Origin of the sequence: Streptococcus tangpeifui (assembly GCF_044503215.1) — a bacterium.
Taxonomy (GTDB): domain Bacteria; phylum Bacillota; class Bacilli; order Lactobacillales; family Streptococcaceae; genus Streptococcus; species Streptococcus tangpeifui.
Genome location: NZ_CP172427.1, coordinates 554607 through 579431, shown reverse-complemented (window position 1 = coordinate 579431; position 24825 = coordinate 554607). Strand labels below are relative to the sequence as shown.

Annotated in this window: 25 protein-coding genes and 1 riboswitch; of the genes, 4 read left to right on the top strand and 21 right to left on the bottom strand. The window is 41.7% G+C overall.

Translation table 11 applies throughout. The features are described from left to right. Positions 1 to 307 precede the first annotated feature (307 nt). A riboswitch (FMN riboswitch) is annotated at positions 308 to 422 on the bottom strand. A 353-nt stretch (positions 423 to 775) separates the two neighbouring features. Beyond that, positions 776 to 1492, bottom strand: a complete 717-nt coding sequence (locus ACFSN5_RS02835) for a pseudouridine synthase (RefSeq protein ID WP_165329178.1) — start codon at positions 1490 to 1492, stop codon at positions 776 to 778. A gap of 48 nt (positions 1493 to 1540) precedes the next feature. Then, positions 1541 to 2242, bottom strand: coding sequence for a glucosamine-6-phosphate deaminase (gene nagB / locus ACFSN5_RS02830; RefSeq protein ID WP_165209283.1), 702 nt, complete (start codon positions 2240 to 2242; stop codon positions 1541 to 1543). 122 nt (positions 2243 to 2364) lie between these two features. Between nagB and queA the strand changes: the two genes are divergently transcribed. Then, entirely contained in the window at positions 2365 to 3393 is a 1029-nt protein-coding gene (gene queA, locus ACFSN5_RS02825; protein ID WP_165329179.1) for a tRNA preQ1(34) S-adenosylmethionine ribosyltransferase-isomerase QueA, read from the top strand. A gap of 585 nt (positions 3394 to 3978) precedes the next feature. Here the strand turns inward: queA and ACFSN5_RS02820 are convergent. From ACFSN5_RS02820 to ACFSN5_RS02775, 10 genes are all read right to left on the bottom strand, one after another. After that, positions 3979 to 4806 carry a hypothetical protein gene (locus tag ACFSN5_RS02820; RefSeq protein ID WP_165329180.1) on the bottom strand — a complete coding sequence of 276 codons (828 nt, stop codon included), beginning with the start codon at positions 4804 to 4806 and terminating at the stop codon, positions 3979 to 3981. 269 nt (positions 4807 to 5075) lie between these two features. Beyond that, entirely contained in the window at positions 5076 to 6122 is a 1047-nt protein-coding gene (locus ACFSN5_RS02815; protein ID WP_165329181.1) for a serine hydrolase, read from the bottom strand. Between the two features lie 183 nt (positions 6123 to 6305). Next, a complete protein-coding gene (gene sodA, locus ACFSN5_RS02810) occupies positions 6306 to 6914 on the bottom strand; it encodes a superoxide dismutase SodA (protein WP_165209274.1) in 609 nt (202 codons plus the stop codon). A gap of 167 nt (positions 6915 to 7081) precedes the next feature. Continuing rightward, complete coding sequence (gene holA, locus ACFSN5_RS02805; RefSeq protein ID WP_165329182.1) at positions 7082 to 8122, bottom strand: DNA polymerase III subunit delta; 1041 nt, start codon at positions 8120 to 8122, stop codon at positions 7082 to 7084. A 91-nt stretch (positions 8123 to 8213) separates the two neighbouring features. Further along, positions 8214 to 8897, bottom strand: coding sequence for a DUF805 domain-containing protein (locus tag ACFSN5_RS02800; protein ID WP_165329183.1), 684 nt, complete (start codon positions 8895 to 8897; stop codon positions 8214 to 8216). Between the two features lie 73 nt (positions 8898 to 8970). Next, entirely contained in the window at positions 8971 to 9882 is a 912-nt protein-coding gene (locus ACFSN5_RS02795) for a DUF805 domain-containing protein (RefSeq protein ID WP_165329184.1), read from the bottom strand. A gap of 116 nt (positions 9883 to 9998) precedes the next feature. Then, entirely contained in the window at positions 9999 to 12230 is a 2232-nt protein-coding gene (locus ACFSN5_RS02790; protein WP_165329185.1) for a DNA internalization-related competence protein ComEC/Rec2, read from the bottom strand. Further along, positions 12227 to 12877 (bottom strand): helix-hairpin-helix domain-containing protein, encoded by a 651-nt coding sequence (locus tag ACFSN5_RS02785; RefSeq protein WP_165329186.1) that lies wholly within the window; start codon positions 12875 to 12877, stop codon positions 12227 to 12229. The genes ACFSN5_RS02790 and ACFSN5_RS02785 overlap by 4 nt, the downstream gene beginning before the upstream one ends. A 622-nt stretch (positions 12878 to 13499) precedes the next feature. After that, positions 13500 to 14240 (bottom strand): lysophospholipid acyltransferase family protein, encoded by a 741-nt coding sequence (locus ACFSN5_RS02780; RefSeq protein WP_165209259.1) that lies wholly within the window; start codon positions 14238 to 14240, stop codon positions 13500 to 13502. An 11-nt stretch (positions 14241 to 14251) separates the two neighbouring features. After that, positions 14252 to 15181, bottom strand: a complete 930-nt coding sequence (locus ACFSN5_RS02775; RefSeq protein ID WP_165329187.1) for a peptidase U32 family protein — start codon at positions 15179 to 15181, stop codon at positions 14252 to 14254. A 204-nt stretch (positions 15182 to 15385) separates the two neighbouring features. Between ACFSN5_RS02775 and ACFSN5_RS02770 the strand changes: the two genes are divergently transcribed. After that, complete coding sequence (locus ACFSN5_RS02770; RefSeq protein ID WP_165209253.1) at positions 15386 to 15694, top strand: DUF3270 family protein; 309 nt, start codon at positions 15386 to 15388, stop codon at positions 15692 to 15694. Between the two features lie 366 nt (positions 15695 to 16060). Here the strand turns inward: ACFSN5_RS02770 and ACFSN5_RS02765 are convergent, their stop codons facing one another. From ACFSN5_RS02765 to miaA, 9 genes are all read right to left on the bottom strand, one after another. Continuing rightward, the gene (locus ACFSN5_RS02765) at positions 16061 to 16888 is read right to left on the bottom strand and encodes a DUF6612 family protein (RefSeq protein ID WP_165329188.1); all 828 of its coding nucleotides are present in this window, start codon (positions 16886 to 16888) and stop codon (positions 16061 to 16063) included. Between the two features lie 206 nt (positions 16889 to 17094). After that, the gene (locus ACFSN5_RS02760; RefSeq protein WP_165329189.1) at positions 17095 to 17523 is read right to left on the bottom strand and encodes a YtxH domain-containing protein; all 429 of its coding nucleotides are present in this window, start codon (positions 17521 to 17523) and stop codon (positions 17095 to 17097) included. Further along, positions 17523 to 17924: a DUF948 domain-containing protein gene (locus ACFSN5_RS02755; protein WP_165329190.1), complete on the bottom strand. Its 402-nt coding sequence runs from the start codon at positions 17922 to 17924 to the stop codon at positions 17523 to 17525. The genes ACFSN5_RS02760 and ACFSN5_RS02755 overlap by 1 nt, the downstream gene beginning before the upstream one ends. Positions 17925 to 17941: 17 nt before the next feature. Beyond that, positions 17942 to 18739, bottom strand: coding sequence for a prolipoprotein diacylglyceryl transferase (gene lgt, locus ACFSN5_RS02750; protein WP_165329191.1), 798 nt, complete (start codon positions 18737 to 18739; stop codon positions 17942 to 17944). Continuing rightward, the gene (gene hprK, locus ACFSN5_RS02745; RefSeq protein WP_165209242.1) at positions 18739 to 19668 is read right to left on the bottom strand and encodes an HPr(Ser) kinase/phosphatase; all 930 of its coding nucleotides are present in this window, start codon (positions 19666 to 19668) and stop codon (positions 18739 to 18741) included. Before hprK ends, lgt begins: the two co-directional genes overlap by 1 nt. A gap of 99 nt (positions 19669 to 19767) precedes the next feature. Continuing rightward, complete coding sequence (locus ACFSN5_RS02740) at positions 19768 to 20034, bottom strand: PspC domain-containing protein (protein WP_206221343.1); 267 nt, start codon at positions 20032 to 20034, stop codon at positions 19768 to 19770. Between the two features lie 151 nt (positions 20035 to 20185). After that, positions 20186 to 20623, bottom strand: a complete 438-nt coding sequence (locus ACFSN5_RS02735; protein ID WP_165329192.1) for a SprT family protein — start codon at positions 20621 to 20623, stop codon at positions 20186 to 20188. Beyond that, positions 20610 to 22742 carry a Tex family protein gene (locus ACFSN5_RS02730; RefSeq protein ID WP_165329193.1) on the bottom strand — a complete coding sequence of 711 codons (2133 nt, stop codon included), beginning with the start codon at positions 22740 to 22742 and terminating at the stop codon, positions 20610 to 20612. The genes ACFSN5_RS02735 and ACFSN5_RS02730 overlap by 14 nt, the downstream gene beginning before the upstream one ends. A 122-nt stretch (positions 22743 to 22864) precedes the next feature. Beyond that, positions 22865 to 23752: a tRNA (adenosine(37)-N6)-dimethylallyltransferase MiaA gene (miaA, locus tag ACFSN5_RS02725; protein ID WP_165209234.1), complete on the bottom strand. Its 888-nt coding sequence runs from the start codon at positions 23750 to 23752 to the stop codon at positions 22865 to 22867. Between the two features lie 69 nt (positions 23753 to 23821). Here miaA and ACFSN5_RS02720 point away from each other — a divergent pair, with 69 nt between their 5' ends. After that, positions 23822 to 23998: a DUF3042 family protein gene (locus ACFSN5_RS02720; RefSeq protein WP_002962393.1), complete on the top strand. Its 177-nt coding sequence runs from the start codon at positions 23822 to 23824 to the stop codon at positions 23996 to 23998. Between the two features lie 136 nt (positions 23999 to 24134). Further along, entirely contained in the window at positions 24135 to 24779 is a 645-nt protein-coding gene (locus ACFSN5_RS02715; protein WP_165329194.1) for a DUF6287 domain-containing protein, read from the top strand. The last annotated feature ends 46 nt before the right edge of the window (positions 24780 to 24825 follow it).

The following is a 24825-nucleotide window of genomic DNA, read 5'->3' as shown; positions in this document are numbered from 1 at the left end:
CATCCATCCAGTAAAAATACCAGCATTCTACCTAAGGCAGTAATCAAAAGACTCTTTCGTCACTCAAAAATAGGTGAAACTATCTCCAAAAAATTTGCCATTGCTTAATTCTCAAAGTATCGCTAGCACTGTTGAGGATACCTTGAAAACTGCTTCACTGATGTGAATGACTAACATTGGAACTGCTTAGATTGAAATAGCTATATGATGAAAAAAGCGCACTTCAAGATTGAAATGCGAGGTTCTTTTGAGACTTAGCAAATAAACTCCTTTTAACTGTTTCCAAGTGCTAAGGAGGTCTTTCAGCTAAATTCTTCTCTCATCCAGACTATACTGTCGGTACTGGAATTACACCAGTTCATGCCTTATGGCTCGCGGACTATACCGCCGGTTAGGACTCTCACCTGACCCCGAAGAATTATTAACGCCGCCATCCTAACACAGGTGTATTGGTCTGTCAACCGATTTGAGAACGCTACTGCTCCTTTCTCTATAAAATCACTATTAAACGGCAACAAAAAAGAGAACAGATGTGACTCTGTCCTCTAATCAAGGTTAATTTATTACTATTCTAAAAACTCTTACCACTTACGAGAACGTAGGCTTGTTTTTTGAAGAATTTGAAAGTTCCAAAATGAAGTTAGCTAGTTGAGGATATGAAAATTCCCCAGAGAGAATTGTCATCACCACAACAATAATTAGAAAGACTCTGAGATGCAAGACTGTGATACACCTGCTACCACAGTTTAATATCCAGCTACCCCCTCTCCCTCTTTTAATCCAAGTATCGTTTTAATAACTCTTTTTCAGCAACTGTTGGTTTCCGATAAGAACCCACAGGTAGATCTCCCAGCTCAAAAGGGCCAAAGGAAATACGTCTGAGATAGGTAACTTTGACACCGTAGGCTAGGAACATTTTCTTGACCTGATGAAACTTGCCTTCTGAAATGGTGACATAAGCTCTGCTGATTTCTGAACTAGAGCTGATAATCTCTAACTTAGCTGGCTTACAAACCCTACCATCTAAAAAAGCTATGCCATTGTCAAAAAAAGCAGGTGCATCGGCACCAAGCTCATTGTTAACCTCAACATAATAGGTTTTGTCCACGTGATGCTTGGGGTGGAGTAGGCGAAATCCTAGGGGACCATTGTTGGTGATAAGAACCAACCCTTCCGTGTCGCGATCCAAGCGACCAACGGGATAGAGTCCCTCTTTTTTGTCTTTTGAAGCAATTAAGTCAATCACCGTCTGATGCTCAGTGTCAGTGACTGCGGAAACCACACCACTAGGTTTGTTGAGGATATAATAGACATCAGGAGAAGAGCTAATCTGCTTGCCAGATACTGTGATGGTTTGCAGGGTTGGAGCGACATTGAGGCTGTCAGAACGCGCTAACTGCCCATCCACGCGCACCTGCAGACTACGAATCAATTTCTTAACGTGATTCCTAGAGCCAAAACCCGCCTGACCTAATAGTTTGTCTAATCGCATACATTCATTGTAACACAAAAGAAGCTTAGGCAGCTCCTTACTTTTGTCTCATAACTCACTGGCAGCTTCTTGATCCAAAATAACGGTAACATCCGGATGTTCCTGCAGAACGCTGGCTGGCAGACTTGGTGTGACTGGTCCTTGAACCATACCAGCGATAGCTTGGGCTTTTTCTTTACCATAGGCAAAGAGGACGATAGACTTAGCCGACATAATAGAAGCAATCCCCATAGATATGGCCTGAGTTGGTACATCTTCTTTCTTGTCAAAGAAACGACTGTTGGCTTCGATGGTGCTTGGAGTCAAATCAACCACATGAGTCCCACTAGAAAAATCGGTTCCTGGTTCATTAAAACCAATATGCCCATTGCGGCCAATTCCCAAAATTTGGAAATCTATGCCATACCGAGCAATCGTATCATCATAGTCACGTGCAGCTTGATGCAAATCAGTCGCTTGACCATCAGGTAGAAAATGCTCCTTAACTGACTTGTACCGAAACAAATGGTCTTCCATAAAGTAGTGGTAAGACTGGGGATTTTCTTTTGGCAAGCCGACATACTCATCTAAATTGATAGAAGTCATCTGCGATAGGTCAAGATCACTGGCAGCTAACGCTTTGTAGAAAGCCTCTGGTGAACTCCCTGTCGCCAAGCCCAAAGTCTTAGCCCCCTGAGATAATTTTTTTCTTAAGATATCTAAGGCACAGTTTGCTCCCTCTGTTTGATTTTTTACGGTGATAATTTTCATGCTGGATACCCCCTGTTTTGGTCTATACCGATTATTATCTTCATTATATGGTATAGACCAATTTTTGTCAAGCGATTTTGTGATATAATAGGTCAGTATTAAACAAAATAAAGAGGAAAAAAGTGAATACACAAGATTTCGATTTTTATTTACCTGAGGAACTGATTGCTCAAACTCCTTTGGAAAAACGTGATAGCTCCAAACTCCTAGTCATCGATCACAAAACCCACACCATGGTAGATAGCCATTTTGATCACATTCTCGATGAGCTAAATCCAGGCGATGCCCTAGTCATGAACAACACTCGGGTTCTGCCTGCTCGCCTTCATGGGGAGAAGTCTGAAACCCATGGACATGTGGAATTTCTGCTGCTGAAAAATACTCAAGATGACCAATGGGAAGTCCTAGCAAAACCAGCTAAACGTCTGCATGTCGGGACCGAGATTAGCTTTGGCGATGGCCGCTTGACCGCTACTATTGTCCAAGAACTAGACCACGGTGGTCGGATTGTCGAATTTCACTATGATGGGATTTTCCTCGAAGTTCTCGAGAGTCTTGGTGAAATGCCCCTGCCGCCTTATATTCATGAAAAGTTAAAAGACCAAGAGCGCTATCAAACGGTCTATGCCAAGGAGAATGGCTCTGCTGCTGCTCCAACAGCCGGTCTGCACTTTACCCAAGAACTGTTAGAAAAAATTGAGGCCAAGGGGGTAAAACTGATCTACCTGACTCTCCATGTTGGTCTGGGCACCTTCCGACCTGTTTCTGTCGATAATATTGAAGACCATGAGATGCACTCAGAATTTTACCAGCTCTCCGAAGAAGCTGCACAGACTCTGCGTCAGGTCAAAGCTTCCGGCGGTCGTATCGTTGCTGTCGGGACTACCTCCATCCGGACCTTGGAAACTATCGGTAATAAGTTTAGTGGAGATATTCAGGCTGATTCTGGCTGGACCAATATCTTTATTAAGCCTGGTTACGAGTTTAAGATTGTCGATGCTTTCTCAACCAATTTCCACCTACCAAAATCGACCCTTGTTATGTTGGTCTCAGCCTTTGCCGGACGGGAATTTGTCCTCGAGGCTTATAAACACGCCGTTGATAAGCACTACCGATTTTTTAGCTTCGGTGATGCCATGTTTGTAAAATAAGTTGGCAAAATGCGACCGAACAATTCAAAAATTTAGAAAAGAGAGTGGGACCAACTCTAAAATTGAAAATTTTAGTTCTCACCACTTCCTAATTTCTAGGCGGTGATCTGAAACGGTCTCTCCCCAGACCGTTTTTGACACTTGCTTTGCAAGCTTCATTTCCCGATTAAAAGGTCTCCCAGACCTTTTTAACTCACCCCTGCACAGCACAAAAGGTCCTCTGGACCTTTTGTGGCTGGAAATAAGAAGAACAATGGTCATCACATTGTTTAGGTTTCCCACTTTGGCCTTGTGACAAAAGGAAAATAAACCACTGTGTCAAACCGCTCTATCTAAATTAGTTAATAAGAGGCAGGACCTTTTTTCATCCTCTTGTTCCCAACCACTGTACCAAGTATTTATTCCAAAACAGAAAGATTGGACAAGTTTTTATCCAACCTCATTGTGCCTTAAATTTGAGTTAAAATTCTATCAAGCTACTTTTCGTATTTGAATAAGAAGGAACAAAACTGCTGGACTTGTACCTGCTTATGCTTACGCTTCCGCATTTTCAAGAGCATTTAAAAAGACCTCGCAGGGTCTTTTTTATTTCATCTTTTTCAAACTCCCCTTAGCTTTTTCAACCACAAAGAGAGAACTCTCTGCTTGTGATACAAGCTTAAAGAGCTTCTTGGCTAGGGCCTTATCTCCAGCTAAACGAGCATTTTCAGCTAAGAAGTAGTCACGCAGGACTTCTTCCAATTTATTGCTAGCTTGTATGTCCTCAGGGTCTTCCAAAGCTTCTCCTTTACCGACAACAGCTTCAATTAACGAAAGAAGTTGCTGGCTGTAACGTTTTTGCACCTGTTCCATATCATTTTGTACAACCAGATTATGGATAGCTTCCAAATTAGCCTCTAGATCATAGTCTTTTTTGCTAAAAGCCTTGTTGGCAAAATCGACAACATAATAGGTTAGAAGGAGCGGTGTCCGTTCCTTAGGAGATAGCTGAGCTTTCACAGGATTGACCATTTCAATAAATTCAGCCGACTTATTAAAGTTACCCCGTAAAAAAGCCAATTCTGCCTGACGGATAATGGTGCGATCCCAATTAGTCTTAAGAGCAACTTGCGATTCATAACTCAGCACTTCTTCATACTTGTCCAAGGCAAGATCTTCGGTCAAAATTTTCAAGGCATCACGGCGATAAATATTGTTTTCCCGCACATATTGGACAGCCAAAGCCAAGAGAGGTAAAAAACTCACCAAACTAAAAGCCGCTCCCATAATATTCTTGGGATTCAAGAGCCAATAAATCACAGACACTACAAATAGCAATAAAAAAAGTAAGGACCAATTGCGCACTACGGTTAAGTAGGTATACATTCTATTCTTAATATCGTCTATTTGACCGTCACGGTATGATGTCAGCATAATTTCTCCTTTTTCTTAGCAATTAAGATAAAACCTTATTGGATTTCTGAATGGATTTAAAGCAAAATCAGAATCCATTATTATTCGTTTTAAAATAGCTATATCTATGACTAGTAGAATTTCAAAATTGTCTCTATTATATCACAATCTTCCCTAAGTTGAAAAAACTCTAAAGGATAAGGCAAGCCTGCCTTTTCCCCTAGACTTGCCACAAGATTAGCCAAAGACAGTTTTTCTATGTCTCACCAACTTAAGCAAGATGGGAGATTTTAATTCATATTAACTCGGTGCCATTCATTGATAACATAGGTCAGCATCGCCAACTGATTGTAACCAGTACCATTAATTTCTGAGCTACTCTCGGTTGAACCTCCCAAATAACGGGTGTAAATGGCAATCAAGTAAGGGCTGTCTTCCATAACAATAGCATCAATATTGATGGCTTCACGGACATAACCTGGCTTTTGATAGATGGTCAAATCTTCTGGTAAATAAGTCTTATAATATTCGTTTGGGAAGGATTGACCAATACAATCCAACAAGTCTTTATACTTATCCTGATATTTAAACAAATAGTCCAACAGCTGAAGGTAATAAGAACTAGTTGTTTTATTGCCTTCGTATTGAAAGGCTGGTACATCAGGATTCGTAGACTTACCATAACGGGTATATTGACTGTAGGCATTTTCCATACCACCTAGAAGACTGGCCAAGCCGTAGGCAGGAGTGTTTTCTGAAACGACCAAAGAGCCATACTGCATCTCGGGGATGGTCATGCTACCGCCATAATTATTAACATAGGCATCATGCTCTCCCTGATACTCATAGTCCAAGTTCGTGATGTCAACCTCTTGATCATAGGTAAACTTTCCTTCAGCAACCCCATCAACAACCAACATATTGAGCGGTAGCTTATAGGTTGAACCTGCTGTCATCAATTCGGCATCATTCATGGAAAAGGTCTCATTGGTTCTAGTATTCTTATAGGAAAAGGCCACCTGTGACTGTTCAATCCCTTGCTCAGCCAGAAAGGCATTAACAGTGTCATTAAGACTCATATTGGCATAGTCATAGTATAGCCCCAACGCATTCATCCGCTCGCTATCCGCCTCCATGACTGCCTGCTTTTCTTCAGCTGACTTGTTTCTTGGCGTCACCAACTCCTGAGGATTCTTCTTAGCCTGCCTCGAACCTCTCGTCTGATGATGCTTCTGCCCTCGGATTTCCTTTTGTCCTTGCTTCAAATAAAAACTGCCTAGGATACCTAGGACAATCGCAAGAATGATCGCTAAAACAACCGTAATTCTTTTTGACATAGTTTCTCCTCACTATTATTTTAAGGGAAAATTGATTTTTTGCAAGCACTATTCAAAATTTTTTAGATTAATGACCACCAGTGATGAACTATCTGACAATATTGCCAACATAAATGCATTCAAGCTAAAAGGCCACCCTCCAAACGAAGGATAGCCTAAGGCAATTTTTTTCTATAGCCTCAATTATTTTGTAGCGGCGGCATAAAGTTCTGCTACCTTGTCCCAGTTGATGATTTCAAAGAAGGCTTTGATGTAATTAGGACGAACATTGCGATAGCTTAGGTAGTAAGCATGTTCCCAAACATCCAAAGCCAAGATTGGCTTTTTACCATCCATGATAGGAGTATCTTGATTGGCTGTTGAAGTCACTTCAAGTTTTCCTTCCTTATTGACAACCAACCAAGCCCAGCCTGAACCGAAGCGACCAGTTGCAGCTGCTGTAAAATCAGCTTTGAAGGCTTCGAACGAACCAAAGGCTTGTTCAATAGCAGCTGCCACTTCCTTGGTAATTTGAGTCTTTTCCGGTGACAGGAGTTCCCAGAAGAGAGCGTGGTTGAGATGACCGCCACCATTGTTAATCAAGGCTTGGCGAATATCAGCAGGAATCTTTTCCACATCTGACAAGAGTTCTTCAAGATCTTCTCCGATTTCAGGGTGCTTTTCCAGAGCTGCATTAGCATTAGCTACATAAGTCGCATGATGTTTATCGTGGTGAAGAGTCATAGTTTCAGCATCAATATAAGGTTCCAAAGCATCGTAAGCATAAGGAAGTTCAGGTAATATAATAGCCATAAAGGTTACCTCTTTTCTATTAATAGGGCTCACCCCTAAATAGGGCAAGGAAAAAGGAACAAAAGTCCTTAAACACTTACATTGTAAAGGAAAGGGATAGGGTTTTCAAGGATTTTGATTACTAGTTAGTATTACCGAGTTATCTGTTGCCAAATAGACATTCAACCTTATTTTTTCTTAGAACTAGCAATTTTTAAAAGAGCTACATCAAAGAGATAGGCCTTATCCAATCTTCCCTGCTTGATTTGGTAATCCGTACTAATCAAGACTGTCATGACCTCTTTCAAGAACGATAAAGTTAGAGGACGGCTATCCCTAAGGGCAAATTTAACTTGGTAGGGATTAATTTTCCGACCTAAGAGATCCGATATTTGAGCAACCATAGCTGATTCATTCTTGCCAGCTTGAGCGAGAATCTTAACTTGGGTAAAGAGGCGAAATTGCCCCAACATAATGGCAATCAATTTAATCTCATCTTCACCCTGTAGACGCAAATCCCTAACCAAATCACGGGCCTGATCAACTTTCCCTTGCAAAATATATTGGGTCAAATCAAAGAGATTATCTTGCAAGCTTTTAGGAATGGCTTGGTCAATATCAATTAGTTCAATCTGACCGCCATCTTTATAGGCCTTAAGGAAAGCCAGATTTTTCTGAATCTCGCTGAAATCAAAATTCGACTTAATCAAGAGTTGATCAAAAGCCCCCTTGGCAAAAATCAATCCTGCTTGATGAGCCAGCTTTTGAAAATGCGTTCGCAGTTCGGCTTCCTTGAGCTGACCTGCTTCAAAAATCTTAGCCTCCCGTTTAACTAACTTAACAAGCCGACGTTTGCCATCCAGTTTTCCGGGTGCAAAAATAACCAGCCGCGTTGTTTCTACTGGATTGGTCAGGTAGGCTTCCAAACTCTTGGCTTCCTTATCATCTAAGTAAGACTTTTTGGCTGTTGTCAAATCCAAAAGATTATCAAAAATCACCACCTTCTCATCTGAGAAAAAAGGCAGACTCTCTAAATCCATCTGGGCGTCGGCAAAGTTATTTTCTGAAAAATCAAAATAAGAATAGGTCAAATCACTGGGATCAAAACCAATCCGTTCCAAAAAGAGTTGCTTGAGCTGACTGTACTGTCCCAAGTCATCACCCGTTATTAGCGTAATCAAAGGGAGTTTTTCCTTGATTAAAGCATCAACTTCTTCAATTGCAATCATATATTTATTGTACCATAAAAGCCGTATGGCTCTTTTAAATAAAAAAACAGTTAGAAATTTCTTCCTAACTGCTAACAAATTTGCCTTCTATCTATTGGAAGGGACTTCCGGTGTAATTTGATTCAGAACCAACTGCAGAATTTGACTCCTGAACAGGAGCAGCTACCCCTTCTGAAAAAGCCGTTTGAACTGGCTGCTGAACAGTTGCCCCTTGCATCGGTTGTTGAGAGACTTGACCAGACATCTGCTGATTAGCAAAACCTGCTTGGCCTTGATTCATCGGCTGTTGGCTGCTTGGGTTTTGCCCTGGAAAGCCTGGCTGATAACCATTGTTAGAGCCAGTTTGGTTATAATAACCTTGATAATTGGTAAACATTGGCGCCTTGGTTGGCTGGCAAAGAAAAACTAAAAGGACAATATTCCCAATAGGAACAAAGGCAAGGAAAATCCAAGGCCAGTCATAGCCAGCATCACGAAAACGACGAATAATAATTGCAAGGTTTGGAACAAAATTTACAAGGACCCAAATCACAGCAATCACCCACATGAAAATTCCTAAGATTCCTAAGCCAACAGCACTAGAAGTGACGTCACCTGTACTATCATATTCTGCGACCATTCCTAAGCCGACAATCACAACGAGAAGAATAAAGTTCAAGCCAAAAATAGATGAAATAATAAAGTTCATCAAGGCAGGCCACCAAAAGCCTGGACGATCGGTGCGACCCGTAAAATCAGCATACTGTTTCCAATAATTTTTATACGCTTCTATCATAATAGACTCCTTTAATAAATTACAGTTATTTTACCTTAGAAGAAAGCCCCTGTCAAATTGACAAGGGCTAATTCTATTTATTAGCTTGCTCAGGAGGAACTTGACCTTCTTGAGGGGATGAATTAGGTTGTGGATTCACTGGATTAGCAACTTGACCTTGTGGGAAAACCTGTCCTTGCGGTGCTACCTGATCCTGATTTGGAGCAGTTTGCTGACCAACTGCGGCTTGACCATTGACAGGCATTCCTTGTTGCGGAGCATTAGAAAATTGCGGATGAACAGCTCCTTGTCCCACAGCTGGTTGAGACGAAGTCGGCATTTGTCCTTGCGAAACAGCTGGCCCCTGCTGAGAAACTTGTGAATTCATAAAGCCAGACTGCTGAGAACCAGCCGAAGCCTGCTGCGCTTGAATCATAGCTGGGTTAGGCTGTTGAAAACCAGCCATTTGTTGAGGTTGAGAGATAGCTGATTGCTGAGGAGTAGCTGTAAATTGATTTCCAAGAGGTGCGTAAAGAATATTCGCCTTTGGTTTTGGTTCACGGCTCGGAAAGGCCCAAAGAACAATACTCGCAATTGACAAGGCTGCCGCTAAGAACCAGCCGACCCAAGGAATAAAGTTGAGAAGTATAGCTGCTCCATACATAAAGATAAAAGCCCAATGGAAAGCCGCATCACGCAGACGACGAACACCGATAGAGAGACTTGGTACTAAAATCGCTAATTCAAACAACCCCCACAAGACAAGGATAGTCACCATCAGAGGTGAAATATCTGTCCAAATAGAGAGGCCGTCTGTTGAAAGTGCACTGTCCTCCATCAGCCTAATACGCTGACTGAAAGGAATGATTAAATCAATCAAAACAATCAAATAAAAGGCCAGTCGAATCAGATTGTTAAAGAGAAAAGGCCACCAGAACTCTGAACGTTTGGTGCGTCCTTTAAAATCAATATAGTGTTTCCAAAAATTTGCATAAGCTGTAAACATGAGCAATCTCCTAAATAAATTTGGTACCTATTAGAATAGCATATTTTAAGCTGAAATACAAACTTAACAAGATAGTTTAACAGGCTCCAATGGCAATATTTCGCTCACCTTCACAATTAGCGGACAGTTTCAAGATGCCACTTCCACAAACCACGATAGGAAATTGCCCCTACTTGATCTGTCCGATAAACAGCCATATTCTGAGACCTGAAACGCTCTAAAGTTTCCCTATTAGGATGGCCGTAGCGATTATTTTGTCCTGCTGAAATCAAGGCCGCCTCCGGTTTTATCCCCATTAAAAAATCTGGACTGGACGATCCTTTAGAACCATGATGACCTGCTTTGAGAATGTCAACACGGAGATCAGGATAGCTTCGTAATAAGTCTTCCTCCCCTTCTTTCTCAAGATCTCCAGTAAAGAGAAAATTCTTATTTAGCAAATGGCCATAGAGAACTAGAGAGTCATTATTGCCACCATCACCGATCGTTTTAGGATAGAGGACATGAAGCCAACTGCCCATAATGGCTAAATTGTCTCCTGCCTCCACTGTTCTCACTTTGACTTTCAGTACCTTGAGTCTCTTGACAAAGGAAGGCCTAGTCAAACTTCCTCGACTAACCAAAATCTCGCCAATTTTAAAGTGTCGAGCTACAGCTTCCAAGTCACCAATATGATCGGTGTCAGTATGCGTTAGAATCAGCTGATCTATTTTCCCCACGCCACGGCTATTGAGGTAAGGAATGACCGTCCTATCGGCATTGCTATCCGTATTCTCCTTTTGCCAGGCCTCTTCCTGCCCAAAAGATACTCGACCGCCCGTATCGATTAATACTGTCTTTCCCCAACTATCTCTCAGAAAAATACTGTCTCCCTGACCAACATCAAGCACCGTCACCTCATTGGTCAAGGGATGCTTAACCAAACAGGCTAAAGTCAGGAAAAGAAAAATGAGTAGATAGCGAATCTTCTTTTGCGTCCAATAATCATAGAGAAAAGCTAATAAGACTAGCATAATTAATAAGATGGTCAAACTAGGACTGCCGCAGACAGGCGGACGACCGATAAAATTATGAGTCCAAATGACCGTCTTCTCAAGCAAGATGAAAACGGGATTCACCCAGGTCAGCTTAACCAGAGGACTTAGCAAAAAAGCCAAGCTCAAAAAAGGCAGCATAAGATAATCAAAAATAAGCGAAAAACCGAAGGTCAAAAAAATAGACAATGGCTGGAAAATACCAAATAAATAGGCAAGTATAGGAAAAGCCCCTAAAGCCAAGCTAACCCCTTGGACCAACGCAGCTGCACTTCTACCTAGATCTTTAAAATCTACAACAGCTAGAATAAAAGCGTAGACAAAGCTAAGCAGACCGCCGGTTGTCAGCAGAAAATTTGGCCTTAGTAAAAACATACAAAACATACTAAAAGCTAGATTATCCAGTCGTTGCAAACCAAAATTTCTCCAAAAAGACTGGAGTAAGCTCCTAAGGACTGATGGGGCATAACCCGTCATCCCTGCATAGAAGATAGAGAAGGGAACCTGAAGGATATCCACCCAGTCTCGCCTCACTCCTAAACGTAAGAGAAATTTCCTGTAAAATCCAATAAAAAAATCAACCTGCATACCCGATAGAGCAAAGAGATGAATAATGCCGAGGCCAGTGTAGATATCTCCCATCTCAGAAAAATCCTTCCCCAGATAGCCAAAGAGGAGTCCAGTCATGTAGTGGTTCATAGGACTTGGAAAGTTCTGCTGGCAATTAACCAGAGCCTGCCGTCTTAGAATATGCAGGTGATCAAGTAAGGAAAGTCGTTTAGCTGGTTCCAAAGACTTAATTTTTTCAATAGCTACCAGTCGATAGATTCGCTCGTGTTTGAGATAGGCCCGATAGTTAAAACCATGGAAATTTCGCTGGGGTTGAGCCTTTATTAGTTTAGCCGAGACTACCAAATCAAGCTCAACTGTCACATTTTGATAAAACTGCTTTTCTTTCGGTGTTTTCAGGCGGTAAAAAACCTGGTAGATTCGTCCTTGACTTCTGGCCCGAAAACTGAGCTGATCGCCATTAACAGAGATAGTATCTGGAATCATTCTTAATTCTTGAAGCTGACTCGGAGCAGATTTATCATCATAATTCCCTTTAGCTTGATAGGCAAAAAATACCAGACCAAACACTAATAATATCAGTAAAACCTGAACACTTATTTTTAAGCCATGATGACGCCAAAGCTGAAAGAGTGTAAAAGCCAAAATCACTCCAACCAACCAATAGTAAGAGTAAATAAAATAAGTTAGCAAAACTAGCAAAAAAGCCAAGTAAATTGGCCTGATTGGGACATACTTAGTCATACGGTCACCTCAGGAGCAATTTTTTCGTAGGTCTTATCACCGATGCCAGAGATATTTTTTAACTCTTCTACAGACTTAAAGCCACCGTGCTCCTCCCGATAATCAATAATATCTTGGGCTCGCTTCTCTCCAATCCCTGAAAGAGTTTGGAGCTCTTCCTTACTGGCTGTATTAAGATTAATCTTGGCTTGACTGCTGGCTGATGTCCCTGCCTGAGTGCCAGATGAAGAACTCGTGTCTATAACTTCATCAACATCTTCACCATCAGCGGCGACGTAAACCACTGCTTGGTCCTCCAACTTTTGCGCCAGATTAACCGATTTCTTATTAGCATTAGCTGCAAAACCACCAGCCTTCTGGATAGCATCGGTCACTCGACTGCCAGCTGGCAACTCATAAACTCCCTCATTTTTAACTGCTCCTTTGACATCAACCATAATAGTAGCTGATTTTTCAGCCGTCGATAATGATGAATTGCTTCTACTGACTTGGCTAGTCTTGGAAATTTGAGGAAAATCCGATTGACTTCTGGAAGATTTTTGATGAGCCAAACTAGCAAACAACGCTAAACTAAGAATAAGTATCACAACAGCAAGCCCTGCCACCAGTTTATTTTCTTTAATTTTTTCAATCCATTCTTCAATCATAGACTTCCCCCGCTAATAATAGCCAATAACAAAATCATTCCTAACAAGACAAGAACAGCTAATAGATAAATTGTTTCTGCTTTCATAAAACCTCTTACCTATTTATCCGAAAATAAAAAATGAGAGCGGGGCAAAAATCAGTAAATCGTGATAAAATCACGACTTTGATTTTCTTCGCTCTTCTATTTTAAGGCTCAGGTCTCTGCCACTTTCTTATTTTTAGGTGGTAGGCTTTGGCAGTCTATCCCCAGACTGTCAAAGTCCATGGAGCATTTCAATTCCACCTCCGCACAGTTCCAAAGGTCCGAGGGACCTTTGGAGGTTGGAGATAAGATGAACAAAGTTCATCACATTAGTACAGGCTGGCCACTCTCATTTGTTACGAAAGGAATAAGGACTGCCAATCAGCAGTGGTTCATTGGTACTAAAGCACCTAATGAACTGTGCAGGGGAAAGACTTCTTGGCAGAGCCAACAAATCTTTCTCCAACCACTGCGCCTAACAAATAAAATTGACCAAATAAATAAGGCTGAGAACTTTTGTCTCAACCTCTTACAAAATAATTTATGCTAACAAGAATATAAACCAAATAATTAAGCCCCACTAGTTCCCAATACAAAGCTTATTTGAGATGCTTTTCTGGTGTCCAAACAAAGCTGGCTACATAACTGAAAGCCATGGTCAAAAGAACCAGAATCAGAGCAACAATGCCCAGCGGAATCCGATAAATATAGGTCAGCGGATTGAGCTTTTTATGGTTATTGTAAGTTTCATTTTGTTCATCTAACTGATCAAAAGCATCATGAACCCGTTTAGCCACCATCTCTATGCCTTCATCATTGAGACGTTTGATATCCGACACGTCAATCGGTTGACCAAAGTTCATGTCAATCCTTTCTCCCTTTAGAAGGCCAGAAAATTTTCTTGGACCACCGTAAACAACCGGCTGAATCTTAACCTTAGCCATCTTGGCAATGACTGCCACACCGCCCTTAACATCTGTTGAATGCCGGCTTCCACTTGGAAACATAATCAAAGAGCGATGGCTTTTCTTCAACATCCTGACAGGATACTTGATAGCCTCCTGGCTGGGATTATCCCGGTCAATGGGGAAAGAACCACACATCCGAATCCACCAGCCAAAGATGCGATTATTAAAAAGCTCCTTCTTAGCCATAAAAATGAATTGCTTAGGCTTGGTGGCAAAGGCTAGATAGATAGGATCCCACCAAGTCCTGTGAGGAGCAACTAAAATATAGTTTTCCTTGATATCTAGGAGATTTTCCTGATTGTGGTAATGGGCATTACCATTGACGACCCAAACTAGGAAAGAAACCAGCCAACGTAAATAAGCATAAAACATGAATGAACCTCCTACTTAACTAAGTCTGGATCAAATTCATAAAAACCAGTATCTAAATTCCGATTGGCAGGATGGAGTTTACGAATTTCTTCATCGAAGAGGAAGGCTTGGTCGGTCGACCATTGGCCAACTTCTAACAAATCACGCGCCCTAGTAAAACACTCAGCAATTCTAGTAAAATTTTCACCTGGGCAATAGATACCATCCAGTTTCCAGTGATAGTAGCCATGCTCGACCAAATCAGACAACTTAGTCATCAAATCAAGATCATTGTTGGCGAAGATGTGAGTCCCATGATTATCTTCATAGATAGAATAATGGGAATCCTTATCGCTAGGTTCAGCTAAAAAGAGATTTCTCTGCCGAGTCTTCTCATCATCAATATGGGTGAAGTTATAATAATTTTGTAGGAGGGGACGCTTGGAATGGTGGATAACGCTCGCTCCATAAACCAATATTTCTGCTGGAATTTCTAGATTCTCCGACATTTTAAAGAGCTCAGCTGACGGAATTTCTCTAGCTAAAACAGCTTCTGAAACACCTGCTGTTTTACCCCAGAAATTAACTTGACGACTAGAAGTCACCATAGTCGACGCATCATAAATCAACTTAAAAGGCCGATTGTCTCGCTGACAGATATAGATAACGCCAGCATCTCCAACCGTGATATAATCAGCTCCGATTTCCTCTAAGAAATCCAGATACTCAGGCAGAGCATCCATCATTCCCTGATGCATGAGAGCATTAACAGCGACGGTCAATTCCTTACCAGCCTCATGAACCAACTGGGCAATCTTCTTTAAATCCTTGTCTGAAAAAGTCTTAGGCAGGCGAAGACCAAAGGCCTTATCCCCTACATAAATTCGATCAACACCAATTTTTAACAGAGCTTCAACCTGTTCTAGGCTTTCTGCTGTTGCAGTAATAATAATTTTATCCATAGCTTTATTATTATATCAAATTTTCATAGAAAATCTGAAACGATTTAAAAGGTCTAAAACATCTGTGCACAACATTTTCGCATTAAAGCAAGAGTCTATAGAGCAGCCCCTTGCTAAATCTTCATGACAATTTTAATAATTTATGATAGAATACTACCTAAGTAACAAAGTTTACCCCACTACTCCAGTGGAAAGGAGAATGCTATGGCAGCCCAACGCCAACACGATTTTGATTATTATGATAATCAGGAATCACAAAATCAAACCAATCAAGCTAATCAATCACAACAAAAATATCAAGAATTTTACCAAGTCGATACGCAGAGTGCTAAATTGCGGGAATTACTTTTCTTTGCCCGCATCGCTCTCTTTTGTATCTCATCTGTCCTCCTAAGCTTCCTATTCCTCACGATGGGTTGGGGAACAGTCGTTTCCTTTAGCCTAGCTATTTTACTGGGAATTGCTATTACATCAACAGTCTCGACTTTTGTCCTTTCAATGAAGAAAAAATAAGAGTTTAAAACAGACTGATTTGAGTGCTGCACTCTTATCTACAGAATACTATCATCTTCCTTTGTAGATGACATATAAAAAATTTGATCATAACATTAAAAACGAACAAAGTTAGATTTCGAAGTCTCTAACTTTGTCCGTTTTTTTAATTTTTCCTATCAAGAAATAGAACTAAGAACCATAATTCTAAGATGAAAATTATTTTCTATATCCTAATCTTCAGAGATGACAACTGTTTGTAGTTAAGAACAAAGCCATCATAGCCGTCTGTCCCACTCCCTTCGCTCTAAAATAACGACAGCAGAGGCACTTATCTAAGAAAAAATTAGGCTACTGAATAACAGGAATTTTAAACTGATTTCACAGTTAGTTTAGATCAGAAAATTCCTGACTGTCATCACTTGTATCGCCCGCATCATCATTACTATCATAGGTAGTAGCATCACTGACATTATCAGGGGCTTCAAACTTAGAATCGCTAATCTTATTCCATTTTGAATACTTAGACTCAACCTTCATAGATAGCCGGTTAGCGCGTACCTTACTTACCATTTTAAGTTTAAAAGACTTCAGACGAAAATTCTCCTTATCAAAACTGACTTCAAATGTTTTCTTCATACTTGACTGGCTATCACCTGTCAAATACATGTTTAACTCATCTTCAAATAGAGACACCAAGTCCACATTTTGACTTTTGAGAACCAGAGTGTAGTTAGTTCCGTCATCCTTAAGCTTGAGATCATCTTTCATGGAATAAACAATATCGAGGAAATCAAAGTAATCTGGATCAACATTGTAACCATCAATGCTTTTGAGACTCCAAGGAGCATCTCGACTACCCCTTGAGTAGATATCACCGCCTCCTGGCATTTTAAAGGCTTGATACTCTTCTGAGCCATCCTGCTTCGTAGAAATAAAGCCATTAGCTCTCTCCACATCACCAGCCTGATCACCATAGTCAAGATCAGCCTCCATTTTCTGGTTTTTTCTCTCACCAAGAGAAGTCGTGCTCAAATCCATGTCAAAGTGAACAGTCTCAACCTTCTTGTTAGCTGCTTTGGCCTTTTTTATCAGCTGACTGACAGTCATTCTAGCTTGAGTGTTTTTTAACTTATCCGTTACCTTACTGTGGCAGGCACCTAAAACTAAAAGACTCGTAAAAATGAGAACTGTAATTTTTATAAACTTTTTCATCAGCCCTTCCTCCTTTTCAATTTATAAACTCCCCACTAAATACAGTCTAACATAAGCAGTAAGCCTTTTCATTAATAATTACTAACTCTTAACAAAATCAAAAAGAATCAAAATCTTAACAGTTTTCTCATTTTATCTACATTTGCGAATATCCAAGAAAATAAAAAGCCAGATAGGCTAAACATTATGCCACATCTGACTTCAATCTAATTCTCTTGACTAGTTTCATCGGACTCAGGATAGTCAATCACGATGTCATCCACCTCAGCCTGTGTGTCTGACGATGATTCTGATTTAGCCTTGACAAACTTATCACGAAAGGCCACAACTTGGTCATTGGCAAATTCAGATGCCTGAGTTGCCTTTTCCTTAGCTACGTCAAGTACATCTTCCTTGGTCAATTCACCTGTTTCAAACTTTTCTTTATAATCATTGAAAGTGTTGACGGCCAAATTCTTATATTGATTAGCCTTCTTCTTAACAGCTTGATTATAAGTCTCAGGATTGTCCTTATAGCCGTTAGCAAAATCTACAGCCTTCTCCTTTATTTCTTGCCCTTTCTTAGTCGTTAAGAAATAACCAACCGCTGCTCCGACAGCTGCGCTAGAAACTATAGTTTTTAAAAATTTTCCCATTATTCTTCCCCTTTCTTTCTACTCTTAAATAGCTTGCTGGCAAAACGCAGGGCCGTCACAACTGTCCCCGCTTTAGCAGCATTAGAACCAGCATTGCTTGCCTTTTTGCCTAAAACACGAGCTTGGCTATTGAGATCAGAGACACTGAGTGAGAGATCAGCAACCGCATCAAAGAGCGGATCAATCGTAGCCACCTTACCATTAATATCATCCACCAAAACATTAGCTTTAGCAATCAAGTCATTAGTTTGGTGCAAAGTGACATCCACATCTGCTGTCAGAACTGTCAGTGTCCTTTTCGTTTCGTCGACCGCTCCAGCTACCTTGTGCAAGACGATAGCCAAATAGATGACCAAAGCAACAAAAGCCAAAGCGATAATTAACATTGCATATCCTACCATGTTTTACTCCTACTAATTTAATTCTTATTTTGTTGATAATCGGGTTGCCGTCCCTTGGTTCGACCGTAATAGGTCATGACCAGTCCAAAGATCACCAGAATCAGAGACAGCCATTGAGATACTCGCAATCCTCCCAACATCAGACTATCTGTTCGCATACCTTCAATGACAAAGCGACCGCAGCCATACCAGATGAAATAGAACCAGGCAACTTCCCCACGTTTTAAAAGTCCTGAACGATGCCTTACACTCATAATCAGAGCGAAGCCAAACAGGTTCCAGAGAGATTCATATAAGAAGGTGGGTACCCGATAGCTGCCATCAATATACATCTGATGCTGAATGAACTTGGGCAAATAATTCAGATGGGCGACTGCCCTTCCATAAGCTTCTTGGTTGAAAAAATTCCCCCAACGGCCAAAACTCTGGGCCAGCATGACTCCAGGAGCAGCAATATCCAAAAAATCATAGGCATTGATTTTCCGTTTCCAAGAGAAAATCAGCATAACTAGAGCTCCTGCTATCAGAGCACCATAGATGGCAATACCGCCATTCCAAGTTGCCAGAAGCTCATTCAGATGGTTCTGATAATACTTCCATTCAAAAGCGACATAGTAGAGGCGCGCTCCTAAAATGGCGATAGGGAAAGCAATTAGGATAAAATCAAGGACATCATCCGAGGTCATTCCCTTACGAGGTGCCTCCCGTATGGCCAACCAGACCGCTAAAACCATGCCTGTTACAATACAGATACTGTACCAACGAATCGCTATAGGACCAAATTGAAAAACGATTGGATCAATAACAGCTGCCATCAGTCAGCACCATTTTCTGTGATCAGATTGGTTAGGCGGTCCTCAAAAGTCTTAGTCGCATCAAATCCCATCTGTTTTGCCCGATGATTCATGGCTGCCGCTTCGATGACAACTGAAACATTTCGACCGGTTTTAACGGGAATCCGAATTCGAGGGATTTTAACCCCCTGCAATTCGACTTCTTCATTACCATTACCCAGACGATCAAATTCCTTGCCTTGCTCAAAGTTTTCCAGATAAATAGAAAGCTGAACCTGAGAAGAATTTCGGACAGCACTGGCTCCGTAGAGGCTCATGACATCAATAATACCAACACCGCGAATCTCTAGCAAGTGACGTAAAATCTCAGCTGGTTCTCCCCAGAGGGTTTCTTCGTCTTTAGCATAGATGTCAACACGGTCATCCGCAACCAAACGGTGACCACGCTTAACCAGTTCTAGACCAGTTTCACTCTTACCAATACCAGAATCTCCTTGAATCAGGACACCCATGCCATAGATATCAATCAACACACCGTGAACACTGGTTCGCTCTGCTAAACAAGAATTGAGGTACCAAGAGATTTCACCAGAAACACTAGAAGTTGCTTGGTGAGCCTGAAAAATCGGAGTATCACCTTCCTTGGCTGCCCGAATCATTTCCTCAGGAATCTCCAAGTCCCGCGCAACAATTAGAGCCGGCGTTTCAGACTTGAACATGGCTTTGAGCACCGAATAGCGATTATGAGGGGTCATGGTCATCATATAGGACCATTCCTTCATCCCCATGAGCTGAACTCGCTCAGGGGAATAATAATCAAAATAGCCAGCCAACTCCAGTCCGGGCCTAGAAATATCAGAGGTGATAATTTCCTTTTTTAAAAGTTCTGGTCTGGAATAAACTGGCTCTAACTTAACCTTCTTAGCCAGCATCTCAACAGTAACTGCCATAAGTTTTTCTCATTTCTATTTAATATCCCCATTATAACATAAATGCAAACGGAAACAAAAATGCCCTAGCTTCTAATAAAGCCAAGGCAAGCTATAAAATCACCAGAACCACTTGTCATCATCAACAACTTCGGCATCCTTGCGTCGACGAGGACCAGTACCGTATTTATCACGTTCTTCATCTTCTTTGTAGGGGAGAAGGACGGCCAATAGGACATAGAGAAAGATTCCGAAACCAATTGAAAAATAGGTAAAAACAGCGTAAAGCACACGGGCTAAGGTGATATCCCATCCGAACTTATCAGCCAAGCCGGCTAACACGCCAGCAAGAATCCGCCCCTGCCGTTTCTTATAAAGACCTGTCATCATGGTTTCCTCACTTCCTAAGACTGGGTTGACTGAAATTCCTGTTCTATTTCAGACTCCCCCTCAGCTTACAAATTTATTATACTGCTACTTGCCAAAAATAAAATCAGCCCTAAGGCTGATTTATCAGAAAAAAGGCAGAAAATGAGAACTAGGTCTGCTCAAGCAAGATCAACCTGCCTTGGCATCGACCGCAACGAAACTTATTAAGGTTCACGCGTCTCTGTCGAGGGTAGGTCTGACCACAAGCTTGGCACTGGTAGAGATAACGAAAATTTTGCTCCTGAAGCTTAGGAACATATCGCAAGCCATCCACTTCTTTGAGCAGCTGTCTAAACTCCCTATCGTCATGCTTATAGCCCTTGCCAGCATAGTACAGGTGATAATGACAAAGCTCGTGACGGACAATTTTCCTAAAGATAGTCAGCTCCACAGCCTCATAAATTTTAGGATTAAAGTCCAAGTGCCCATCCTTGGGAAAGAAACGTCCGCCTGTCGTCCGAAGTCGTCTATTCCAAAACGCTCGGTGCTTAAAAGGCTGACCGAAATCCTCAAGCGAGACCTGCTTAACGTAGTCAGTTAGATTCACGTGGAGCCACCAGAGATAAATTGAGCTTCTCGCGCTCTAAGTCAACCTTAGAAACCCAAACAGTCACAATGTCACCAACGGAGACCAGCTGACTGGGATGCTTGACAAAGTTCTTGGACATTTCAGAGATATGAATCAGACCATCCTCATGGACACCAACATCAACAAAGGCTCCAAAATCAACTACATTACGGATAGTGCCTTCCAGTTTTTGGCCTATCTGTAAATCTTTGAGTTCTAGGAGATCTTGCCTGAGGGTTGGAGTCTCAAAATCATCCCGTAGATCTCGGCCAGGTTTCAGTAGGTCAGCAATAATATCCCTGAGAGTTTCCTGACCAATACCTAGTTCAGAAGCCATCTGAGCTAAATCAAGCGCAGTCAATTTATCCTTAGCTGTCTGGTCTAGCTCTCTAATTTCCAGACGATTGAAAAGTTCTTCTACAGCCAAATAGGACTCGGGATGCACGCCTGTATTGTCTAAAATATTGTCACCATTAGGAATTCGTAAGAAACCTGCCGCCTGTTCAAAGGCCTTATCTCCTAGACGTGGGACCTTTTTGATTTCTTCCCTTGAAGTTAAGCGTCCCATTTCTTCACGGAATTTAACGATATTATCCGAAATAGTCCTGTTGAGACCCGCAACATGGGAAAGGAGGGCAGAACTGGCCGTATTGACATTGACCCCAACTTGGTTAACAACCGTCTCCACAACAAAATCCAAATTTTCTGTCAGCTTTTTCTGACTGACATCGTGCTGATACTGACCAACACCGATAGATTTAGGATCAATCTTAACCAGTTCAGCCAAAGGATCCTGCAGGCGTCGTGCAATAGATATGGCAGAGCGCTTTTCAACCGGAAAATCCGGAAACTCTTGCCGTGCTAGTTCAGAAGCTGAATAGACCGAAGCCCCACTTTCATTGACAATAACATAAGAAACCTCCGGAAAATCCTTGAGCACTTCTGCTACAAAGGCTTCGCTTTCCCGACTAGCTGTCCCATTACCAATAGCAATAATCTCCACTTGATAAGCTTGTAACAAATCAGCCAATTCCTCCTTGCTCTTAGCAATTTTAGCCTGACTGGCTGGAGCTACAGGATAGATAACATGAGTGGTTAAGAGCTTACCAGTCTGATCCACTACCGCTAGCTTAGCTCCTGTCCTAAAGGCTGGATCGAAACCAAGAACGACCTTCCCTTTAAGTGGGGACACCAAAAGCAGGTGACGCAGATTGTCAGAGAAGAGTGAAATAGCCCCATCTTCTGCTGTTTCAGTCAATTCACTGCGGATCCGTCTTTCCATAGCTGGGATAATCTTGGTTCTGGCTGCCTTGGCAATAGCCTCATCAATGTAGGTATTTCTAACTTTAAAACGGACTTGATAAAAACGGATAATCTTATCCAAGTGGTGTTCGAAGCTAACCTTAAGCACACCCAACTTTTCTCCACGATTAAGAGCTAGAATCCGATATCCCTGCAGGTCTTTGACTTTTTCTGAAAAATCATAGTAAATTTGGAAAACCTGCTTGCCATCCAAACTGGTATCTTTGAGACTGGAAACCAGCAGGCTGTAGTTCCAAATTTCATTATAGGTCCAAGAACGCAGACGATTATCCTCCGACAGAGATTCTATTAAAATATCCACCGCTCCTGCTAAAGCTTTGTTAGCGGTAGGGAAATTATCTGAAATAAAATTCTCAGCCCGAACGTCTAAGTCAGGGACATTCTGCAAAATCAACCGTGTCAAATCAGCCAGACCTGCTTCGCGGGCGATGGTCGCCTTAGTCCGACGTTTTTCCTTATAGGGGAGATAGAGTTCTTCCACCTCAGCTAATTTATCTGCAGCTGCAATAGCCTTTTTCAATTCAGGGGTCAGCTTGCCCTGCTCTTCAATCTTGGCCAGAACCGTCTCTTTTCGCTCAGCTAGAGCTGTCAGAGATTTATCCTGATCAATAATCGCCTTGATGGCGACTTCATCCAGATTGCCTGTCTTTTCTTTCCGATAGCGAGCAATAAAAGGAATGGTATTCCCTTGGACAGTCAAATCTAGGACTGCTTGAATTTGCGATGCCTTAATGCCCAAATTTTGAGCAATAAGAGTAATATTAGAATTTTCCATAACGTTATTATTATACCATAAAGCTTTAAAATAAGCCGACAGAGCAGGATTGGCTGCTGTTAGTACTAGTCAGTGATTTTGTTTTGAATTTTTCTTAAGAAAAAGGCTAAACCCTAATTGGCTCAGTCTTTCTCTAAAAATTCTCCCACTGCATGCTCAACTGCCTGTTTAAAATCAGGATCAGAAATCTCATAAAAGTTGACAGCCATGCGATTTCGAAACCAAGTCAGCTGACGTTTGGCAAAGCGACGGGTGTTCTGTTTGAGCTTATCGATGACCGTCTGCAAGTCTTGTTCCCCCCTAAAATAAGGAAAAAGCTCCTTGTAACCAATAGCCTTAGTCGCCTGTGACTCTGGATAATGCTCATAGAGCCAGTAAGCTTCTTCGAGCAGCCCTTGGTCCAACATATTATCAACCCGTTTATTAATCCTATCATACAGCCTAACCCTCTCATCATTAAGACCGATTAGAAGGGGAGCGTACTCAGTCTCCTGATTAACCAAATCTTTACCAAACTTTTCTAACTCCAAGGCACGAATTAATCGTCTGCGATTAGGCTGGTCAGGCTTTTGTGACAGTCTTTGAGCTCGAGCCATCAAGTCAGCATCTGACAGTGCTGCTAACTCTTTTCGGTAGGCTAAAACAGCCTCCTGATCAACTCGTCCTCCAAGATGATAGCCTTCTAACAGACTCTGTAAATAAAGCCCTGTTCCCCCAACAATAATGGGTACCTTCCCCCGATCAGTAATTTCAGAAATGGTTGCTTTAGCTTCCTGAACAAAGTCGTAGACAGAATAGGTCTGATCAACATCTCGCACATCAATCAGATGGTGAGGAACTGCAGCCTGCTCTGCCGAACTTGCCTTGGCTGTTCCGATATCCAGTTTACGATAGACTTGTTGGCTGTCTCCGCTGATAATTTCACCATTAAATTTTTGGGCCAAACTAATACCCAAGGCGGTCTTACCAACCGCCGTCGGACCAGCCACCACTATTACTTTTGTTTTCATCTTTTTCCTTGAAAATAATCTAAAATTTAGCTAGTATAATTATAACATAAGAAAGAAGGAGAAACGATCATGGCTAAAAAACATGCTTTCGCTCGTGGCCTTGCTACTGGCGTTGTTGGAACTGCTGCAACTGTCGCAGGTGCTGTCTTTGCTGTCAAAAAGACAATTATTGAACCTGAGGAAAAGAAAGCGGCTTTCATCGAAGAAAATCGTAAAAAAGCGGCTCGCAGGCGCATTGCTCGTTAGTGAGAAACGGCCTCAAGGCCGTTTTTTTATAGCCTCATTGTTCCATCTAACAAGCTGAAAGACATTTGAAAACGTTTTACATTTCTTTCAAAAAATAGTATGATTAAAGGCAAGTACAGCAAAGGAAGGAAAGGCTATGAGAAAATCATTTCGACTACTATCGCTTGCTCTAATAGTTTGTCTAAGCATTGGTATGACTGCCTGCAACAAGTCAAATAAGAAAATCAGTCAGACAAAGACACATCAGACATCAAAATCAAAGAAATCAGCTGCTAAAGCCTCATCTCACAAAGCTTCGACCAAACAAGAGGCTAAGCCATCTTCTTCAAGCAACCAAGCAGGGAACAACTCAGACAATAAGGAGGCAGAAACACCATCTGCCAGCTCCTCCTTTAATCTCGAGGCCCTAACTAAAGGCGACTATACTAGCATTTCTGGTACCTGGGCAGATAGCAGCGGGCGAGTAGTCGTCATCTCTCCTCAAGGACGCATCAGTGTTCTAGGGACAACTGGCAGCATCTCTGTTAGTCGAGATGGTAAAGGAGAAGCTTTAATGACGGTTACCTATGATGACGGTACTAGCTTTGGTGTTCTCATGTATGGAGCTGGTCAAGCCATTCCTGACCGTCACTTTCAAAATGGCCAAGTTGATCCATCCGATACTAGCAAGGACCGCCTCGTTACAGCCTATAGCGACATTTTAGATTCAAGTGGAACGGACCAATTTAAAAATCAGGTCTTCTATAAATCCTCTGATGATTACAGCAGCCTAGTTCAATAAAAGGTTCACAGAACCAGCCTCGCCTCCTAATTCTAAGGCTCGGGAT

Excerpts from the sequence above, each read along its gene's own strand:
- ACFSN5_RS02835 (WP_165329178.1), bottom strand. The coding sequence starts at position 1,492 with ATGCGATTAGACAAACTATTAGGTCAGGCGGGTTTTGGCTCTAGGAAT.
- nagB (WP_165209283.1), bottom strand. The coding sequence starts at position 2,242 with ATGAAAATTATCACCGTAAAAAATCAAACAGAGGGAGCAAACTGTGCC.
- ACFSN5_RS02820 (WP_165329180.1), bottom strand. The coding sequence starts at position 4,806 with ATGCTGACATCATACCGTGACGGTCAAATAGACGATATTAAGAATAGA.
- ACFSN5_RS02815 (WP_165329181.1), bottom strand. The coding sequence starts at position 6,122 with ATGTCAAAAAGAATTACGGTTGTTTTAGCGATCATTCTTGCGATTGTC.
- sodA (WP_165209274.1), bottom strand. The coding sequence starts at position 6,914 with ATGGCTATTATATTACCTGAACTTCCTTATGCTTACGATGCTTTGGAA.
- holA (WP_165329182.1), bottom strand. The coding sequence starts at position 8,122 with ATGATTGCAATTGAAGAAGTTGATGCTTTAATCAAGGAAAAACTCCCT.
- ACFSN5_RS02800 (WP_165329183.1), bottom strand. The coding sequence starts at position 8,897 with ATGATAGAAGCGTATAAAAATTATTGGAAACAGTATGCTGATTTTACG.
- ACFSN5_RS02795 (WP_165329184.1), bottom strand. The coding sequence starts at position 9,882 with ATGTTTACAGCTTATGCAAATTTTTGGAAACACTATATTGATTTTAAA.
- ACFSN5_RS02790 (WP_165329185.1), bottom strand. The coding sequence starts at position 12,230 with ATGACTAAGTATGTCCCAATCAGGCCAATTTACTTGGCTTTTTTGCTA.
- ACFSN5_RS02785 (WP_165329186.1), bottom strand. The coding sequence starts at position 12,877 with ATGATTGAAGAATGGATTGAAAAAATTAAAGAAAATAAACTGGTGGCA.
- ACFSN5_RS02780 (WP_165209259.1), bottom strand. The coding sequence starts at position 14,240 with ATGTTTTATGCTTATTTACGTTGGCTGGTTTCTTTCCTAGTTTGGGTC.
- ACFSN5_RS02775 (WP_165329187.1), bottom strand. The coding sequence starts at position 15,181 with ATGGATAAAATTATTATTACTGCAACAGCAGAAAGCCTAGAACAGGTT.
- ACFSN5_RS02770 (WP_165209253.1), top strand. The coding sequence starts at position 15,386 with ATGGCAGCCCAACGCCAACACGATTTTGATTATTATGATAATCAGGAA.
- ACFSN5_RS02765 (WP_165329188.1), bottom strand. The coding sequence starts at position 16,888 with ATGAAAAAGTTTATAAAAATTACAGTTCTCATTTTTACGAGTCTTTTA.
- ACFSN5_RS02760 (WP_165329189.1), bottom strand. The coding sequence starts at position 17,523 with ATGGGAAAATTTTTAAAAACTATAGTTTCTAGCGCAGCTGTCGGAGCA.
- ACFSN5_RS02755 (WP_165329190.1), bottom strand. The coding sequence starts at position 17,924 with ATGGTAGGATATGCAATGTTAATTATCGCTTTGGCTTTTGTTGCTTTG.
- lgt (WP_165329191.1), bottom strand. The coding sequence starts at position 18,739 with ATGGCAGCTGTTATTGATCCAATCGTTTTTCAATTTGGTCCTATAGCG.
- hprK (WP_165209242.1), bottom strand. The coding sequence starts at position 19,668 with ATGGCAGTTACTGTTGAGATGCTGGCTAAGAAGGTTAAGTTAGAGCCA.
- ACFSN5_RS02740 (WP_206221343.1), bottom strand. The coding sequence starts at position 20,034 with ATGACAGGTCTTTATAAGAAACGGCAGGGGCGGATTCTTGCTGGCGTG.
- ACFSN5_RS02730 (WP_165329193.1), bottom strand. The coding sequence starts at position 22,742 with ATGGAAAATTCTAATATTACTCTTATTGCTCAAAATTTGGGCATTAAG.
- miaA (WP_165209234.1), bottom strand. The coding sequence starts at position 23,752 with ATGAAAACAAAAGTAATAGTGGTGGCTGGTCCGACGGCGGTTGGTAAG.
- ACFSN5_RS02720 (WP_002962393.1), top strand. The coding sequence starts at position 23,822 with ATGGCTAAAAAACATGCTTTCGCTCGTGGCCTTGCTACTGGCGTTGTT.
- ACFSN5_RS02715 (WP_165329194.1), top strand. The coding sequence starts at position 24,135 with ATGAGAAAATCATTTCGACTACTATCGCTTGCTCTAATAGTTTGTCTA.